Origin of the sequence: Actinoplanes sp. DH11, assembly GCF_020873875.1 — a bacterium.
GTDB lineage: Bacteria > Actinomycetota > Actinomycetes > Mycobacteriales > Micromonosporaceae > Actinoplanes.
In genome coordinates this window covers 52885-68841 of sequence record NZ_JAHWGU010000002.1, presented here as the reverse complement: position 1 = coordinate 68841, position 15957 = coordinate 52885, and the positions used below count along the sequence as shown (strand labels likewise).

Annotated in this window: 16 protein-coding genes; 9 read left to right on the top strand and 7 right to left on the bottom strand. The window is 69.7% G+C overall.

Features of this window, described 5'->3' with window-relative positions; all coding sequences use genetic code 11:
* The first annotated feature begins 85 nt into the window (after positions 1-85).
* On the top strand, positions 86-781 hold the full coding sequence (locus LPA41_RS03480) for a DUF4232 domain-containing protein (RefSeq protein WP_229068227.1): 696 nt from the start codon (positions 86-88) through the stop codon (positions 779-781).
* A gap of 12 nt (positions 782-793) precedes the next feature.
* Here the strand turns inward: LPA41_RS03480 and LPA41_RS03475 are convergent, their stop codons facing one another.
* Positions 794-1243, bottom strand: coding sequence for an SRPBCC family protein (locus tag LPA41_RS03475; RefSeq protein ID WP_229068226.1), 450 nt, complete (start codon positions 1241-1243; stop codon positions 794-796).
* 100 nt (positions 1244-1343) lie between these two features.
* Here LPA41_RS03475 and LPA41_RS03470 point away from each other — a divergent pair, with 100 nt between their 5' ends.
* Both LPA41_RS03470 and LPA41_RS03465 read left to right on the top strand, forming a co-directional pair.
* A complete protein-coding gene (locus LPA41_RS03470; RefSeq protein ID WP_308036513.1) occupies positions 1344-2087 on the top strand; it encodes a cyclase family protein in 744 nt (247 codons plus the stop codon).
* Between the two features lie 94 nt (positions 2088-2181).
* Positions 2182-3837 (top strand): thiamine pyrophosphate-binding protein, encoded by a 1656-nt coding sequence (locus LPA41_RS03465; RefSeq protein ID WP_229068225.1) that lies wholly within the window; start codon positions 2182-2184, stop codon positions 3835-3837.
* 77 nt (positions 3838-3914) lie between these two features.
* Here the strand turns inward: LPA41_RS03465 and LPA41_RS03460 are convergent, their stop codons facing one another.
* From LPA41_RS03460 to LPA41_RS03450, 3 genes are read right to left on the bottom strand one after another with little or no spacing between them, the layout of a single operon-like run.
* On the bottom strand, positions 3915-4910 hold the full coding sequence (locus tag LPA41_RS03460; protein WP_229068223.1) for a polysaccharide lyase family 1 protein: 996 nt from the start codon (positions 4908-4910) through the stop codon (positions 3915-3917).
* Entirely contained in the window at positions 4910-5863 is a 954-nt protein-coding gene (locus LPA41_RS03455; RefSeq protein ID WP_229068222.1) for a polysaccharide lyase family 1 protein, read from the bottom strand. The genes LPA41_RS03460 and LPA41_RS03455 overlap by 1 nt, the downstream gene beginning before the upstream one ends.
* Positions 5863-7425, bottom strand: a complete 1563-nt coding sequence (locus tag LPA41_RS03450; RefSeq protein WP_229068220.1) for a polysaccharide lyase family 1 protein — start codon at positions 7423-7425, stop codon at positions 5863-5865. Before LPA41_RS03450 ends, LPA41_RS03455 begins: the two co-directional genes overlap by 1 nt.
* 243 nt (positions 7426-7668) lie before the next feature.
* On the opposite strand from LPA41_RS03450, the gene LPA41_RS03445 reads away from it, so the two are divergent.
* From LPA41_RS03445 to LPA41_RS03430, 4 genes are all read left to right on the top strand, one after another.
* Positions 7669-8541 carry a pyridoxal-phosphate dependent enzyme gene (locus LPA41_RS03445; RefSeq protein WP_229068218.1) on the top strand — a complete coding sequence of 291 codons (873 nt, stop codon included), beginning with the start codon at positions 7669-7671 and terminating at the stop codon, positions 8539-8541.
* A gap of 509 nt (positions 8542-9050) precedes the next feature.
* Positions 9051-10331, top strand: a complete 1281-nt coding sequence (locus tag LPA41_RS03440) for an alpha-hydroxy-acid oxidizing protein (protein ID WP_229068216.1) — start codon at positions 9051-9053, stop codon at positions 10329-10331.
* On the top strand, positions 10328-10537 hold the full coding sequence (locus LPA41_RS03435) for a dodecin (protein WP_229068215.1): 210 nt from the start codon (positions 10328-10330) through the stop codon (positions 10535-10537). The genes LPA41_RS03440 and LPA41_RS03435 overlap by 4 nt, the downstream gene beginning before the upstream one ends.
* Before the next feature lie 507 nt (positions 10538-11044).
* Positions 11045-11332 (top strand): putative quinol monooxygenase, encoded by a 288-nt coding sequence (locus LPA41_RS03430; RefSeq protein WP_229068214.1) that lies wholly within the window; start codon positions 11045-11047, stop codon positions 11330-11332.
* 73 nt (positions 11333-11405) lie between these two features.
* Here LPA41_RS03430 and LPA41_RS03425 read toward each other — a convergent pair whose 3' ends face one another.
* Together LPA41_RS03425 and LPA41_RS03420 are read right to left on the bottom strand one after the other, a co-directional pair.
* On the bottom strand, positions 11406-11783 hold the full coding sequence (locus LPA41_RS03425; protein WP_229068213.1) for a hypothetical protein: 378 nt from the start codon (positions 11781-11783) through the stop codon (positions 11406-11408).
* A gap of 522 nt (positions 11784-12305) precedes the next feature.
* On the bottom strand, positions 12306-12797 hold the full coding sequence (locus LPA41_RS03420) for a hypothetical protein (RefSeq protein ID WP_229068211.1): 492 nt from the start codon (positions 12795-12797) through the stop codon (positions 12306-12308).
* A 638-nt stretch (positions 12798-13435) separates the two neighbouring features.
* Here LPA41_RS03420 and LPA41_RS03415 point away from each other — a divergent pair.
* On the top strand, positions 13436-14311 hold the full coding sequence (locus LPA41_RS03415; RefSeq protein ID WP_255689207.1) for a helix-turn-helix transcriptional regulator: 876 nt from the start codon (positions 13436-13438) through the stop codon (positions 14309-14311).
* A 48-nt stretch (positions 14312-14359) separates the two neighbouring features.
* Positions 14360-14662 carry a hypothetical protein gene (locus tag LPA41_RS03410; RefSeq protein WP_229068209.1) on the top strand — a complete coding sequence of 101 codons (303 nt, stop codon included), beginning with the start codon at positions 14360-14362 and terminating at the stop codon, positions 14660-14662.
* A gap of 377 nt (positions 14663-15039) precedes the next feature.
* Here the strand turns inward: LPA41_RS03410 and LPA41_RS03405 are convergent, their stop codons facing one another.
* The gene (locus LPA41_RS03405) at positions 15040-15300 is read right to left on the bottom strand and encodes a hypothetical protein (protein ID WP_229068208.1); all 261 of its coding nucleotides are present in this window, start codon (positions 15298-15300) and stop codon (positions 15040-15042) included.
* Positions 15301-15957: the final 657 nt, after the last annotated feature.

Below are 15957 nucleotides of genomic sequence, written 5' to 3'. Positions count from 1 at the left end.
CGGGAGGCGGGGCTCCCGACGGCACCCTCCGCCGCTGGTCACGGCGGGGTTGTCGGCTTGCGGCAGGATCGGCCGGGTGAAAGGCATGCGTACGCTGCTGGCCGTCCCGCTGCTGCTCGCCGGCTGCGCCGCGCCGGAGAGCAGTGACAACGCCGGAGCGGCGGCCGGTGGCAAGACCGCGCCGGGGGTGGTCGGTGACAACGCCGGGCCGGGCGCCGCCTCGGGGGAGGGGCCGGGAGCGGGTGGCGGCTGCCCGGCCGCCGGGGTCCGGATGTGGTTCGGGGACACCAGCGCGGCGATGGGCCTTCGCTCCAGCGGCCTGATCCTGGAGAACTGTGGCACCGCGCCGCTGCGGGTCGAGGGCTACCCGGAGATCACGCCGCTGGACGAGGAGATGGCGGAGCTGGACGTCGAGGTTCTGCGGGGCGTCCAGGAGATCACCGGGGCGCTGCCGCACCTGGACGCCCCGCCCCGCCCGGTGGAGCTGGACCCGGGTGATCAGGCGGCGGCCGCTGTGGTGTGGCGCAACACCTACGACGACACCCGGAACCTGCCGGTGACCGTGCACTGTTTCCGCGCCGGCACCCGGCTGGTGACCCCGGACTCCCCGCTCGACCTGGGCAGCACCGGCCGGGTCGGCGTCAGCCCGTGGCAGCCGGTGGAGTCCCGGCCCGCGCCGGCCCCGCCGGACCCGCGGGCGCCGGCGGACCCGTACCCGTCACCGAACCGGCATCCGGACCCGGGCCGGAGCCCGGAGCCGGACCCGCTGCCGTTGCTGTGAGATCAGAAGGCGTCAGGACGCCTGGCGTTCCGCGAGCTCGGCGAGCCGGTCGAGGGAGGCCCGCAGGCTCGCCGCCGTGGTCGCCCGGGCCCGTGGGATGCGCCGCTCGTCGGTCAGGCTCGTCCAGTCGTAGGTGTGCGTGACGCGCGTCCGCCCCTCGCCGGTCGGCTCCAGCTCCCAGCGCCACAGGTGGCCGGGCGGCTTGCTGCCGGGTTCGGCCGGGGTCCACGCGACGCGGCGTCCTTCGACGAATTCGACGACGTGGTTCTCCCGTACGCTTCCCTTGGTCGTCGTCATGACGAAGACCTCGCCCCGCGCGCGGATCCGCTGCCCGTCGGCCGCCTGGGCGAGGTTGTCGTTGCCGTCCCAGCGCGGCTGCTGCGCGGGGTCGGCGATGAGTTCGAAGATGCCCGGGGCGTCGGCGGAGATCTCCCGGCTCGCGGTGACGACACGTTCGTTCATGGGTCCATCCAAGCATCCGCTCGGGCCCGGACGGCCGTACGCTCAGGCGATCACCGTCGATGGAGATCCGATGAGCGTCCTTCAGAACCTTGTTTGAGGTATCAGCGGTGGCACGATCGAGGTCGTCGACCTCACGGCGCCGCTCGCCGCCTCCACCCCGATCCTGCAGCTGCCGCCGCCGTTCGCCAACACGATCAATTTCGGTCTCGAAGAGATCAGCCGCTACGACGACCGCGGACCCGGCTGGTACTGGAACAACATTCACACGGGTGAGCACACCGGCACCCACTTCGACGCGCCGGTGCACTGGGTGACCGGCCGGGACGGTGACGACGTCGCACGGGTGCCGGTGCGGCGGCTGGTCGCGCCCGCCGTCGTGATCGACGTGACGGACCGGGTGGCGGCGGACCCGGACTTCCTCCTGGAGATCGAGCACGTACGCGCGTGGGAGGCCGAGCACGGTCCGCTGCCGGCGGGCGGCTGGCTGCTGCTGCGCACCGGCTGGGACGCGCGCGCGAACGACCAGGAGGCGATCCTGAACGCGGACGAGACCGGCCCGCACACCCCGGGCGTCTCGGTCGCGTGCGCGAAGTGGCTGGCCGAGGAGGCGCCGATCATCGGGATCGGCGTGGAGACGGTGGGCACCGACGCCGGGGCCGCACACTCGTTCGAGCCGGCGTTCCCCTGTCACGCCTACCTGCTGGGCGCGGACAAGTACGGCCTCACCCAGCTCCGCAACCTGGACCGGCTTCCCCCGGCCGGCGCCGTGGTGATCGCCCCACCGCTGCCGATCGTGGGTGGTTCCGGCAGCCCGATCCGGGTCCTGGCCCTGGTCGAAAGATGAGCCGGCGCCGGTTCGTGGCTGTTCTGTGGGCCGCCGGCGCCTGGCGCGTTGCGGTTCCGCGAGTCGTCACGGGCACGTGCGGGGGAGGGCAACGATGAACCCGGACAGCAACGGGTCGACGACCGTGGCCGACGTCGTCGGTGCCACCCTCGCGCGGCTCGGTGCCGACCAGGTCTTCGGTGTTGTCGGCAGCGGCAACTTCCACGTGACGAATGCTCTGATCAGAAACGGCGCCAGCTTCGTCGCGACCCGGCACGAGGGCGGCGCCGCGACGGCCGCCGACGCCTACGCCCGGGTCAGTGGCCGGGTCGGCGTGGTGACGGTGCACCAGGGCTGCGGGCTGACCAACGCGATGACCGGGATCGCGGAGGCGGCGAAGAGTCGCACCCCGATGATCGTCCTCGCCGCCGAGCCGGCCGCCACCGCGGTGCGCTCGAACTTCCGGGTCGATCAGGACGCGCTCGCGCGGGCGGTCGGCGCGGTGAGCGAGCGGGTGCACGGTGCGGCGAGCGCGGTGACCGATACGGTACGGGCGTGGCGGCTCGCCGAGTCCGAGCGGCGCACCGTCGTCCTGAACCTGCCCCTCGACGTCCAGGCCGCGTCCGCGGAGCTCACCGACCTGCCGCAGGCGATCCCGGTCGCACCGCCACGCGCGTCCGACGAGGCGGTGCGGGCTCTAGCCGATCTGCTGGCCGACGCCGAACGACCGATTTTCATCGCCGGTCGCGGCGCTCGGGGTGCGCGCGCCGAGATCACCGCGCTGGCAGCGCGCTGCGGTGCCCTGCCGGCGACCTCGGCGGCCGCGAAAGGATTGTTCGCGGACGATGAATGGAACCTGGACGTATCAGGTGGTTTCGCCACCCCGGTCGCCGCGGAACTGATCAGTTCCGCGGACCTCGTGGTCGCCTGGGGCGCGTCGCTGAACATGTGGACCAGCCGGCACGGCAGCCTGATCGGTCCCGGCACCACTGTGGTCCAGGTCGATCTCGACCCGTCCGCTCCCGGCGCGCACCGCCCCGTCGACCTGGGCATCGTCGGCGACGCGAGGCTCACCGCGATCGCGGTGAGCGACGCGCTCCCGGGCGAGCGGGTCGGCTACCGGACCGATGCGGTACGCGCAGTCCTGCGCACCGGAGCCCGCTGGCGGGACGTCGCCTACCGTGACGAGGGCGACGCGGCGCACATCGACCCGCGCACCCTCACGATCGGCCTCGACGACCTGCTGCCGCCCCAGCGGGTGGTGGCCGTCGACTCGGGCAATTTCATGGGCTATCCGTCGATGTTCCTGGCCGTTCCCGATCACCGGGGTTTCTGCTTCACCCAGGCCTTCCAGTCGGTCGGGCTCGGTCTGGCCAGTGCCCTCGGCGCCGCCCTGGCCGAACCGGGACGCCTGCCGGTGGCGGCCTGCGGCGACGGCGGTTTCCTGATGGGCATCGCCGAACTCGACACCATCCATAGGCTCGGCGTGGGCATGCTGATCGTCGTCTACAACGACGAGGCGTACGGGGCCGAGGTGCACCATTTCGGCCCGCATGGCCACGCGCTCGACACGGTGGTGTTCCCGGAGACGGACATCGCCGCGATCGCCCGGGGCCACGGCTGCACCGCCGTCACGGTCCGCACGCCCGCCGACCTGGCGCCGGTGGCGCAGTGGCTGGCCGGCCCCCGGGACACCACCATGGTGATCGACGCGAAGGTGGCCCCGGACCGCCCCTCCTGGTGGTTGGCGGAGGCATTCCGGGGCCACTGATCTGTGCGATTGTCAGAGCCGCTCCGTGCGATTGTCAGAGCCGCGATCTCTGGAGCGGCGGTGTCAGCGCGGCGGTGTCAGAGCCGGCCGGCTCCCGCGCCCGCCTGGACCAGCGCGGGCACCGACGACGCCGGGTCCAGGGTGTAGGCGTAGTACGTCCGCGGCTCGGTCACCGTCCCGCCCGCCTCGCACGGGCCGGAGGCGGTGAAGAGGTTGGCACGCTGCACCAGCCGCCCCGGTCCGCTGTCGGCATAACCGCTGGTGGAGAAGCAGGGGTACGGGACCCCGGTGAACGCGTTGCCCTCCACCACCACGCCGCCGTTCATGGTCGACGCCACGCCGTACAGCTCGTTGCCGTCGAACCAGTTGTTGTAGACGTGCACCGGCTCACCGAACCGCACCCGCGGGTGGCGCTGCCGGGACCCGTCGAACCAGTTGTGATGGATGCTGACCTTCAGATGGCCGATGTCGCTCGACGCGGCGCCGTCCGAGTGCCCGATCAGCATGCTCTTGTCGGTGCCGGCGAAGTGGTTCCACGACACGGTCACGTAGTCGGCGCCGCGTACCACGTCGATCGAGCCGTCCACCGGCGCGACGAAGGTGTTGTGATCGATCCAGATGTGGTGCGACTGCTGTCCGACATTGATCGCGTCGTCCTCGGCGCCGGTGAAGGTCAGATTCCGGACGATCACGTTGGACGAGCGGTAGAAGTCGAAGCCACCGCCGGAGATGGTGGCGTTCGCGCCCAACCCGATGATCGTCTTGTTCGGCCGGACACCCTGCTTGCTGGTGATCTCGATGGTGCCGGCGACCTGGATGACCATCGGGCCGATCGTGTCGATCGCGTCCAGCAGCTCGTCGGTGGTGTCCACCGTGACGGTCGGCCCGGCGACGCCGCCCGTCGTTCCGGTCGCGAACCCGTCCGCGACCGCGGGAGCGGCGGCGCGGGCTTCGGCCACCGCGGGAGCGGCGGCGCGAGCTTCGGCCGACATCGCGGCGGCGGTGCGGGCGTCGGCCGCCGCAGGCGCGGCCAGCCCGGTCGTGATCAGTAGTACCGACAGCAGCGTGCGCATCAGATCCTCCCCACACCGGCGCCCGCGGTGACCAGCGACGGCACCGAGGTGGCCGGGTCGAGGGTGTACGCGTAGAACGTCGACGGCTCCGTCACGGCACCGCCGGCCTCGCACGGGCCGGACCGGACGAAGGCGTTGGCGCGCTGCACGAGCCGGCCGGGGTTGCTCTCCGCGTACCCGCCGGTGGAGTGACAGGGGAACGGCACGTCCTCGAAGTAGTTCCCTTCGGCGACCACCCCGGCGTTCTCGGTGGACGCGATGCCGTAGAGGCCGATGTCGCGGTAGTAGTTGTTGTAGACGTGCACCGGCTCACCGAAACGCACCCGTGGATGCCGCTGGTTGGAGCCGTCGAAATAGTTGTGGTGATAGGTGACCCGGAGGTACCCCACGTCGGCCGGATAGTTGTCGGAATGGCCCAGCAACATCGACTTGTCGGTGCTGGAGAAACGATTCCACGACACGGTCACGTTGGTGGACTGCCGTTTGATGTCGAGCGAGCCGTCATATCCGGGCAGGAACTCGTTGTGATCGATCCACACGTGGTGTGCCTTGTTGGTGACACTTATCGAGTCGTCGGAGGCGTTGCTGAACTTGATGTTGCGGATGATGACGTTGTTGCCGGGCCGGGTGGTGGTGCCGAGTTGCAGCCCGCCGCCGGTGATCTCGGCCGTGGACCCGACACCGAGGATGCTCTTGTTGGCGACCACGGTGATCATGCCGCCGGCGGAGATCCGGCCACTGATCAGAATCGTGTACGGGGTGTTCGCGCCGGCGTAGCGAGCCAGATCGGCGGAGTTGCTGACGGTGACGGTCGGCCCGGCCACGCCGCCGGTGGTGCCGGTCGCGAACCCGTCGGCGACCGAGGCCACGGCGGCTGCTCGGGCATCGGGGGCGGTCACGGCGGGTGCGGCCACGGCGGGCGCCAGCAGCAGGACGGCGAGGAGCGCGTGCATCAGAGCCTCCCCACTCCGGCGCCGGCCGTGACGATCGACTTCACCGCGTTCGGGTCGTCGAGCGTGTAGGCGTAGTACGCCGACGGTTCCTGCACGGTGCCGCTGCAGTCCGGCGCCCCGGATTCACCGGCGAACACGTTGTTGCGGGCCACGCAGCGTCCGGACGGACCGGCGTACGTGTTGGTGACCGGCTCCTCGACGTTCTCGAAGTAGTTGCCCTCGACCATGCACCCGGCCGTGTTCTGGCAGGCCACGCCGGTGTCGGTGTTGTAGAAGTAGTAGTTGTTGTAGATGTGCACCGGCTCGCCGAACCGGACCCGCGGGTTGCGCTGCGGCGTCGCGTCGAACCAGTTGTGGTGGTAGGTCACCTTGAGCCGCCCGGTGTCCTGCGCCCCGTTCGAGTCGTCGTGACCGAGCAGCATGTTCTTCGTGTGGTGGTGGGTGTGGTTCCACGACACGGTCACGTAGGACGAGCCGCGCTTGATGTCGATCAACCCGTCGTAGCCCTGCGCCAGGTCGTTGTGGTCGATCCAGATGTGGTGCGAGAACATCTGCACGTTTATCGAGTCGTCGGTGGCGCCCCGGAACGACAGATTCTGGATGATCACGTTGTGCACCGCGTCGGCGGGCGGCGTCGTCGCGTCCGAGAACGGCAGGCCGATGTTGAAGCCGCCGCCGGTGATCCCGGCCGTCGCGCCGATGCCGACGATCGACTTGTCACTCGTCACGTTGTGCATGCCGGCGGGCACGGTGATCGTGCCGGCCACGCAGATGGTGAGCGGTCCGGGCGTCGCGATCGAGGAGAGCAGCTCGGCGGCGGTGTCCACCTGGACGGTCGGTCCACCGGCGCCGCCCGTCGTGCTGTTCTGGCCCCACGCGTTCACCGCGGCGAACCCGGCGGGTGTGCCGGTGACCGCGCAACCGCCGGGCGGCGGGGTAGTGGTGGTGGTCGGCGACGGTGAGGACGGTCCCGGTCCGGGCGCGGTGGTGTCCACGGTGACGTCGTCGAAAGAGGCGGCGGCGTACGAGGTGACAAGCCCGATCCGCCCCGAGGAGTACGCGGTGTCGGTAGCGCGAAGGAGCGCCGAGCCGTCGACGTACCCGGTCAGCGCGGTGCCCCGCACCTCCAGGGCGAGCGTGTGCCACGTGCCGGCGCCGACCGTCGCGGTGGCGAGCGTGGTGGCCGTCCCGCCGGAGACGCGCTGCAGCTGGGCGGTGCCGCCGCTGGTCAGAGCGAGCACGTAGTACTGGCTGGTGGACCGGGCACGCGCGGCCACCCCGCCGGCGCCCTTCACCCGGGCCTGCACGGTGTAATCGGTCCAGGAGGTGCTGCCGGCCAGTGCGCGGGCGTTGGTCCCGGCGTTCGACTGCCGGTAGACCGGGCTGCCGTCGGTGACGACCGACCACGAGCCGCCGTTGCGGGACCAGCCGTCCGCGTTGCCGTCGTCGAACGTGTCACCGAACAACGTCTCGGCACTGGCCGGCGCACTGATCACCGCGCTCAGCAGGACAGCCGACGCGGCCACCGTGACACCACTGATGAGCCATCGAACTCTTCGCATGTCGATCCTCGGATGGCGTGGAGGGAAACGGGCACAGGTACGCGGAATCGCCACTGCCCGGGGCGGCAGCGGTGCGGCGACAATGATCCGGAAAAGCGGGGAGGGCGCGGCGGGGAATTCGCCCGTCCGAGCTGTGAAACATCCGCGAAACCTTGGGCCGACCATAAAATCGTTCATCCGAGAGCGTCAATGCTTTTCGTTTGCAGGAATGTTGCAGTAGGCGGGCGCGGTAGGCTTCTGATCATGGTGGAACCCCTGGCGCTCGGCACCTACCCGACCCCACTGGAGGAGGCGCCCCGCCTGGCCGCCGCACTCCGGCTCGACCGGCTGTGGATCAAGCGGGACGATCTGATCGGGCCCGGTGGCGGCGGCAACAAGGCACGCAAACTGCGCTACACCGCTGCGGAAGCCCTCGCCGCCGGCGCCACCACACTCGTCACCACCGGCGCACCGCAGTCCAATCACGCCCGGGCCACCGCCGCGGTCGCGGCCCGCCTCGGCCTCCGCTGCGTGCTGGTGCTGGCCGGGCACCGAGCCGCCCAGCCACCACAGCCGTCCGGCAACCTGCTCCTCGACGAACTCGCCGGCGCGGAAATAATCTGGTCCGGCGAACGGGCGCCGGCCGACGTCGCGCGCGAGGTCACCGACGCCTTTCTGATCCCGTTCGGCGGCTCATCACCCACGGCAGTCCAGGCGTACGCCGAATGCGCCCGCGAACTGACCACCCAGGCCGAATTCGATCAGGTGGTCGTCGCGGTGGGTTCCGGCGGCACCATGGCCGGCCTGGTTTCGGGCCTCGGCGCCGACCGGGTGTTCGGCGTCGCCGTCGGTGCGGTGTCCGACCCTGACGCCGCGGTGCGGTCCTTGCTGGACGCCGACCCGGGGCCCCTGACAATCGACCGCGGCCGGATCGGACCCGGCTACGCCACAGTCACCGACGAGGTCCGGGCGGCCCTGCGCCTGGCCGCGCGCACCGAGGGCCTCTTCCTGGACCCGATCTACACCGGCCGGGCGTTGGCCGGCCTGGCCGCGAACGCAACCCCCGGCAGCCGCATGATCCTGTTGCACAGCGGCGGCCTGCCCGGCCTGTTCGGCACAACCCAGCCCCTACCCTGACCCGCCCCCGCTCCGACTTTGCGCTCCGCGCGCAAGCTCGCGCTCCGCGCCTGAGGTCACCGCTCCGTGCCCGGCCTCTGGTGCGGGAAGGCATGATCGTTGACTCTCTGTAGAGAGGGTGTGACGTGTGCCGCCGCGCGGAGGGCTGCGTGGAGTTTCACGGGGCCTGTGGGCCCGCCAGAACTCCACGGCCGGCCGGACTACGGCCGGCAACCTCGACTTAGCGTCACGGTCGCTTGGCTGCGCGACCCAGGCAGTGGCTTGTTCTGTTGTAGGCGTGCGACGGAGGCTTCTTGCCCATTGCCAGGCCCTTTATCGGACCCTGCCGCGCGCGTAGCGGTTGTGGCGGGGTCCGCGCCGGGGGCGGCGCCGGGAGGCGCCGGGCCGCGTTCCGTCAGGTGGCGAGGGACTGGGGACGGGGGTGGTGCGGTGGGGTGCGGGCGTCGCCCGTATCCCTAGGAAGTGTCCTTCTCTATGGTGAGTCCTGTTCGTCTTCGTGAGGGGTGTCCGTGGAGAACACGCAGGGTGCGGGCCGGCGGCGGCAGAATGCGATCTACCGGGCCGGGGTGCTGGGGCGGCGGCCTGCGGTGCCGACTGATTTTGCGGAGCTGGAGCGGCGGGCACGGAAGGCCAGCAGTGCCACCGGCTGGGCCTATGTGGCCGGTGGGGCTGGCGAGGGACGCACCATGCGTGCCAACCGGGCTGCTTTCGATCAGTGGGCGATTGTGCCGCGGATGCTGCGGGATGTTGCTGAGCGTGACCTGTCGTCGGAGTTGCTCGGTACGCCGCTGGTGGCGCCGGTGTTGCTGGCGCCGGTCGGGGCCGGGCAGTTGATCGCCAAGGACGCGGATCTGCGCACCGCTGAGGCTGCCGCGGCGGTCGGGGTGCCCTACATTTTCACCAATCAGGGCGGCACGCCGATGGAGGAGACCGCGCGGGCGATGGGGGCGGCGCCGCGATGGGTGCAGCTTTATTGGAGTACGGATGAGGCGCTCGTCGACAGCCTGATCGGGCGTGCCGAGGCGGTCGGGGCGGGTGCTCTGGTGGTCACGCTCGACACCACCGTGCTGGGCTGGCGGCCGCAGGACCTGAACCTGGGGTCGTTGCCGTTCGCCAAGGGGCTGGGGATCGGGCAGTACACGTCGGATCCGCGGTTCCGGGAGCTGGCCGCGAGCCGTCCCCGGTCGGGGAAGCCGGAGATCACGCTGGGGGCGATCCGGTCGCTCATCGAGATCACCCGGAATCATCCGGGGGCGTTCTGGTCGAACCTGCGCTCGCCGCTGCCGAGGGCGAGCGTGGAGACGTTCCTCGACATCTACTCCAATCCCCGGCTGAACTGGGACCACATCGCCACGCTGCGCGACCGCACCCGCCTGCCGATCGTGTTGAAGGGGATTCTGCACCCGGACGACGCCCGGCGTGCCTTCGACGCCGGTGTCGACGCGATCGTGGTGTCGAACCACGGCGGCCGGCAGGTGGACAACGCGATCGCCGCGCTCGACGCGCTCGTCGCCGTGCGGGACGCGGTCGGGCCGGACGCCCGGGTTCTGATGGACAGCGGCATCCGCACCGGTGCCGACGTCTTCGTGGCGCTGGCGCTCGGCGCGGACGCGGTGCTGCTGGGGCGGCCCTACATGTACGGCCTCGCGATCGCCGGCCGGCGCGGCATCGAGGAGGTCGTCGCGAACGTGATCGCCGAGCTGGACCTGACGATGGCGCTGACCGGCGTGCGGAACCTCTCCGAGATCACCCGGGAACTGATCGTCCCACGGGGGACACTGAAGGCATGACCAATCACGTGTACCGGCTCACCGAAGTCGTCGGCAGCAGCCCGACCAGCATCGACGACGCCATCCGGACCGCTGTCAGCAAAGCGGCCCAGACGGTTCGCAACATCGAGTGGTTCGAGACCAAGGAAGTACGGGGCCAGGTGGTGGACGGCGAGGTCGCCCACTTCCAGGTGACCTTGAAGCTCGGTTTCCGGGTCGAGGACTGAGGGGCTCCGGCCGAGTATTGAGGGATCAGCTCAGCAGAGCCGGGAACCGGCCGGTCAGTTCGGCCGCCGGCATCGGGCGGGCGAACCAGTAACCCTGCGCGGTGTCGCAGCCGAGCTTGTCGAGGGCGTCCGCGGTCGCGGCGTCCTCGACGCCCGGTCCCGGCCGGTCTGCTCCGGCGCCAGGTAGGGCAGGGTGCCGGCGAGGCGGTGCGCGAGGTCGATCTTCTTTCCAGCGTACGGGCCTGAGTGTCCCGCAAGGTGAGCGCCGCGCCCGTGGACAGCAGCCGCGGAACCCCCGGCACCCCGCCCGAGCGTCTGCTTACGGACGGCCGGGGTGCCGTCGGCCGTGCGGATCCGCACCATCCGGGTGCGGTCGCTGTCGTACAGGAGCTCTTCCGGTCGGTCCGACCTCACTACCTGCCGATCGGCAGGACCGTTTGTTCCCTCAAGCGCGACCCCCTGTTGTCGCCAGGCAGCCCGTATGGTCGTCGGCAGGAGGGGATTCCATTGATCATCATTGCTGGCACTCTGCACTTCGCCCCGGCCGACCGGGACCGGTATGTCGCAGCGGTCCACGACATCGCACGCCTCGCCCGCGCCGCACCGGGCTGCCTCGACTTCGTGCAGGCCGCCGACCCGCTCGATGCCGGCCGCATCAACATCTACGAGCGCTGGGAGTCCGACGCCGACGTCGAGAAGTTCCGCGAGTCCGGCGACGCCCCGGCGGTCCCGATGCCGCAGCTGCTGTCCGCCGAGGTCTCCAAGTACCGCATCTCCGCCGTCGAGGCGCCCTGACCTGCGCCGGTTCTCCCGTGCCGGGCGTTTCTCCCTGCCGGGCGTTTCCCCGTGCCGGGCGTTTCCCCTTTCCTCAGCCGGGGCGGTCGCTGTCGGTGCCGCTCGGCGTCCCGCCGGCGTTCGTGGCGGGCATCGCCGGCGGCCGCACGATGTAGCCGCTGTCCCAGGTGCGCGCCCGGTTCAGCTCCTCCCACCGTGCTTCGTCCCGTCGCTCGCCCCGGTACCCGTTCCGGCGCTCTTCCCGCCGCATCATCACTGCCAGCCGGAGGGCCGGCCACAGGCGCAGCCGCCGCGAACTGTCGCAGGCCGCGAGAAGGCGAGCGAGCCCTTCCCGCTCGTGCGGCGGAACCATGGCGATCACGATCACCACCGGCAGGACGGCCGCCAGCAACTCCGTCACGACGATGACGGCCAGCGCCCCCAGGGCGACGATCACGACGTAGTCAGTCACAGCACCAACTCCTTCGCCTCAACGTGTCCACAGGTCTCCGTTGTCCCCCGGGTGCGTCCGCCCCCGTCCCTGCCGTTCCCCGTGCAGTCACCCTTCGCCGTATCCCCCGCCCTGATCGCCGGTCTCGGCGCGTCTGCGAGCTCGCGTGCCCCCGAGCTCGCGCATCCCCGTGCGTGCGCGATCCCGCCGTCCTGGTCCCCGCCTTCGTGTCGTCGGCATATTCACCGCGCCTGGCCTGATCCCGGTCCTGTGTGTGCGAGCGTGCGCACCACCGAGGTTTCGCCGGTGTGGTTGGTCCGGTTCTTGTGTCGTTCCGGCCAGCCGGCGCGGTCAATGCCGTCAGTCCGATCGATGCGGTCGGTCCGGTCGTTCGGCCGGTCCGGTCGGCTGGTTCGGGCTGCGTCGTCCGGCGTCGCGTCGGTTCGCATGGCGTCGGTTCGCATGGCGTCGGCCGGCGCCGCGTCGGTTCGGGCTGCGTCGGTTCGGGCTGCGTCGGTTCGGGCTGCGTCGGTTCGCACAGCGTCAGCGCGCCGTCATGAGCGCCGCGACGACGAGCATCGCCAGGGCGGTCGTTGCCGCGAGGGCGACGACGGTCGCCGCTGCGGCAGCTTGGATCAGCGCTCCGAGCGGCGCCACCGCCCTCTTCAGAAACCGCAGCACGACCACCAGGCAGAGGGCTGCCACAGCCAGATAGATGACCGGTTGCTGCATCCACGCCGCGTCGAACACGTCCACAGTCGCCGAAGCCGTGATCACCGTTGCCGCCGGCGTTCCACTGCCCGCCGACGTATCCGTGCGGACCTGCTCGTCCGCATCCGGCGCTGCACCCGTCGCCGTCACGTCGGTGCGCGCCTCAACGCTCGCCGCGAGCCTGTCCGCAATGGCCGATTCCGCGCCCGTAGTCATACGAACGCTGCTCGCCGCCGACGCCGCATCCGTGGTCGAGGGCAGGTTGTCCGCAGGGGCCCATGCCGTACCTGCGATGACCGGTGAGGTGGGGAAGATGAAGGACATGGCGACCTCCGATCCAGGTGGCTGCGTGGGATCGCCACGCATATGCACCGAGCGGGGCCATGACCACAGTGTCCGAGACGGACGGTCACCCCAGGAGCGGGTTTCGTTACGTCTCCGTGACCCCTGCCTACGAATATGCAGGCTTATGCGCCAGCGCGCAATCCTCATTCCCATGAATGAATGAAACCGTCCATGATGGTTACACGCTGTGCATGATGGCACCCTTGTTTCGTGGCGGTCCGTGAGTAGATTGACCGAAGCGGGGACTTGCATGCGCCACCAGGTGTGGTTAGGTGGGGCGGAATCTCGAATATTCCATGATCGACTTGACGATGGGCGTATCGTGCGCCGTGTGAACTATGACAATAGGGGCGTCATGGACGCCGCCTCTGGCAACTCCGCGCCGACACTGACTCTTGTGGCCTCGCTCTGTGGCACCGGCACGTGTCCGACGGTGTATCGGACGGACCGAGGCACTCTGGTCGTTCAGGGTTACACCGTGGCTCCGGAGAACGCGGGCATCGACGTACCTGCGGGCGAACAGCTGGTGGAGATCCCGGCGGATCTCCTTGCGGCGGCGATGCAGGCAGGCGAATAAACTAGATCCCAGACGCACGGAGGGGGGCGAGTTGAGGTCGATGGACTCGCCCGATTCCGGGGATCGGCCCGCCGAGCCGGTGGGGGCAATCCTGTTCCGCTGGCGGAAGCGGCGGAAGTTGACCGGCCAGCAACTCGGCGACCGTGTCGGCATGAGTCAGGCCAAGATCTCCCGCTTGGAGACCGGAGCCGTGGCGGCCGAGCCCAGCGATGTGCGTCTCCTGGCTGAGGCTCTCGACATGCCGGCTGCCGAGGCCGAACGCGTCATCGAACTGGCCGAGCACGCCGACGACCGGCTCACCGACTGGGTCTCCGCGGGGCGTGACCAGGCAGACCGCCAGCGGGAGTACGGCCGGGCCGAAGCCGCCGCGAAAGAGCTTCGCATCCTGCAGCCGGCGGTGATCCCCGGTCTGCTGCAGACGAGTGAGTACGCCCGCGCCATCCTTTCCGCCCACGAGCAGGGCGACGACAGCCGGCGTGCCGACTCGGCGGTCACCGAAGCCGTCATCGCCCGGATGCAGCGCAACCAGATCCTGCACTCCCGCGACCGCGACTTTCACTTCCTGATCACCGAACAGGTGCTGCGCAACCAGGTGTGCCACCCCGCCGAGATGATCTCGCAGCTCGACCGTATGCGTCAGGTGGCCACCTTCCCCAACGTCCACCTCGGAATCATCGCCGACGACACCCAGCTCCCCATCGCGCCTTATCACGGCTTCGTCGTGGCCGACGACCGCTGGGTCAGCGTCGACCTGTTCACCGCCAGTCTCAGGTCCAGCGGTCGCAAGACGGTGCGTGCCTACCGTCGCATGTTCGAGTCCTTGGAAGCCGTTGCACATACCGAGATCGATGCCCTTCTCGACCGCTACCAGGCTCACTACGCCCGGATGCTGCTACCGAACCCGGTGTCGAAGTAAATCTCCGCCCGCTTGTCGGGAGTCGCGGGTGTTTCCTACCTTGAAGTAATGACGAACCAGGAAGCCGACCTTCTGGTCGCATCGCACGGTCCGCCGGTCACCCCGGGACCCACAGCCACGCCGTCCATCACGTCGCCCCCCGCCGCGCCCGCCACGCCGCAACTGGTGGCGTCCCTGTGCGGCGTCGGCACGTGCCCAACCGTCTACAGCACCGACCGGGACACCGTGCTGGTGCAGGGTTACCCCGCCACCGCGGACGGGGTTCCCGTCCCCGCCGGCGAACTGCTGGTGGAGATCCCCAAAGAAGTCCTGCTGGAAGCCGCCCGCCGCCTACAGGAGCAGAGCTCCTAGCCCCGCGTTCGCCCTTGCTTGCCGGCCCATGCGGTCTTGTCCAGCCTCTCGGGACCGCTCATCCCGATTTCCCCACCCCACCCCACCCCACCCCCTCACCGTCGGAGGCCCTGTCCCTGGGCGGTGAAAGCTCCACCCTCATCCCCGCTCGACGCTGCGCGGCCGACCTCATCGGTGGCACGGCACCGCCAACGTGCCGCCAGCCCATCACGCCGCCGTTGAAAACGCACTCGCCACGCGTCAACGGCCAAGGTTGCTCGCTCTGCTTGCTCGCCTCGCTCGCTCGCCCTGCTTGCTCGGCCCGGTTGCTCGCCCGGTTGCTCGCCCCGTCCCAGCCCTCGCCGCTGCCCACGATCACTGCGGCGAGGGCTGGGCCGTCATGTGCGAATCAAATCGTCGTCAGCGTTCACCCATTCGGCATGCGTGATGGTGTCCGGCACCGGATTGATACCGTAGGGCGTGCGCATCTGCCAGCCAGTATGAGAATGGGCCCGCAGGTCATTTTCTGAATCAACATCTAAAAATGGCTGAGTGGCTTGCTCATGTCGAAGGATTGGGCGCCCCATTTGCGGCCGATCTGGGTTGACGAATCGTCCCGATGTTGGCGTTTCCGCATAGTGCCATCCCTGCGGACGCACTCATTTCCTGGCCGGCTCATAATCTTGTCGGAAAGCTGAGGGTTGTCGCCTTACCGGACGTCTACGCCTCGGTCGGTGGTGAGGTCGAGGTGCGTTCGCGAGCTGCCCGCTGTGTGCCGGGCGGATTCCATTGCGGCGGCGAATCCATTGCGGCGGCGACAGGCGTCGCCCCGGCCGCCGGTGCGACTCGGTGCGCGTCGGCGGGCGGTGGTCGGCCGGCAACAGACTGATCGCGTGGTGGATCGGCTGTTGGCGCTCCGGGTCGCGCCTGGCGTGAGGTGCACTGGGGCGGAACGGCGTCGACGGGCCGCAGGTCGTAGATCTTTTCGGCATGCCGCCGCTTCAGCCCCCAATCACGGCGTAGGCGCTGCTCGCGACGGAACTCGTCACGCGCGGGTGAGTGGCGACGGCTCGCAGTGCGATCGCGCATCCGTGCCAACTGGGCTGAGGTGAAGAACTGCATCTGACGCATGACCATATTCTTCCGCGCGTCAGACGTCAATGCCACTCCAAAGGGCAATCGATCATGCCAAACTTCAGCGCGGTATTTCGGGACGGGAAGTCGATAAATGGCAGGTCGGAGTTGATATGTGAGGGGTGCCGGATATGACAATGACATGACAGGTGCCGTCATCTCAAATAATCAGACGTAGAGGC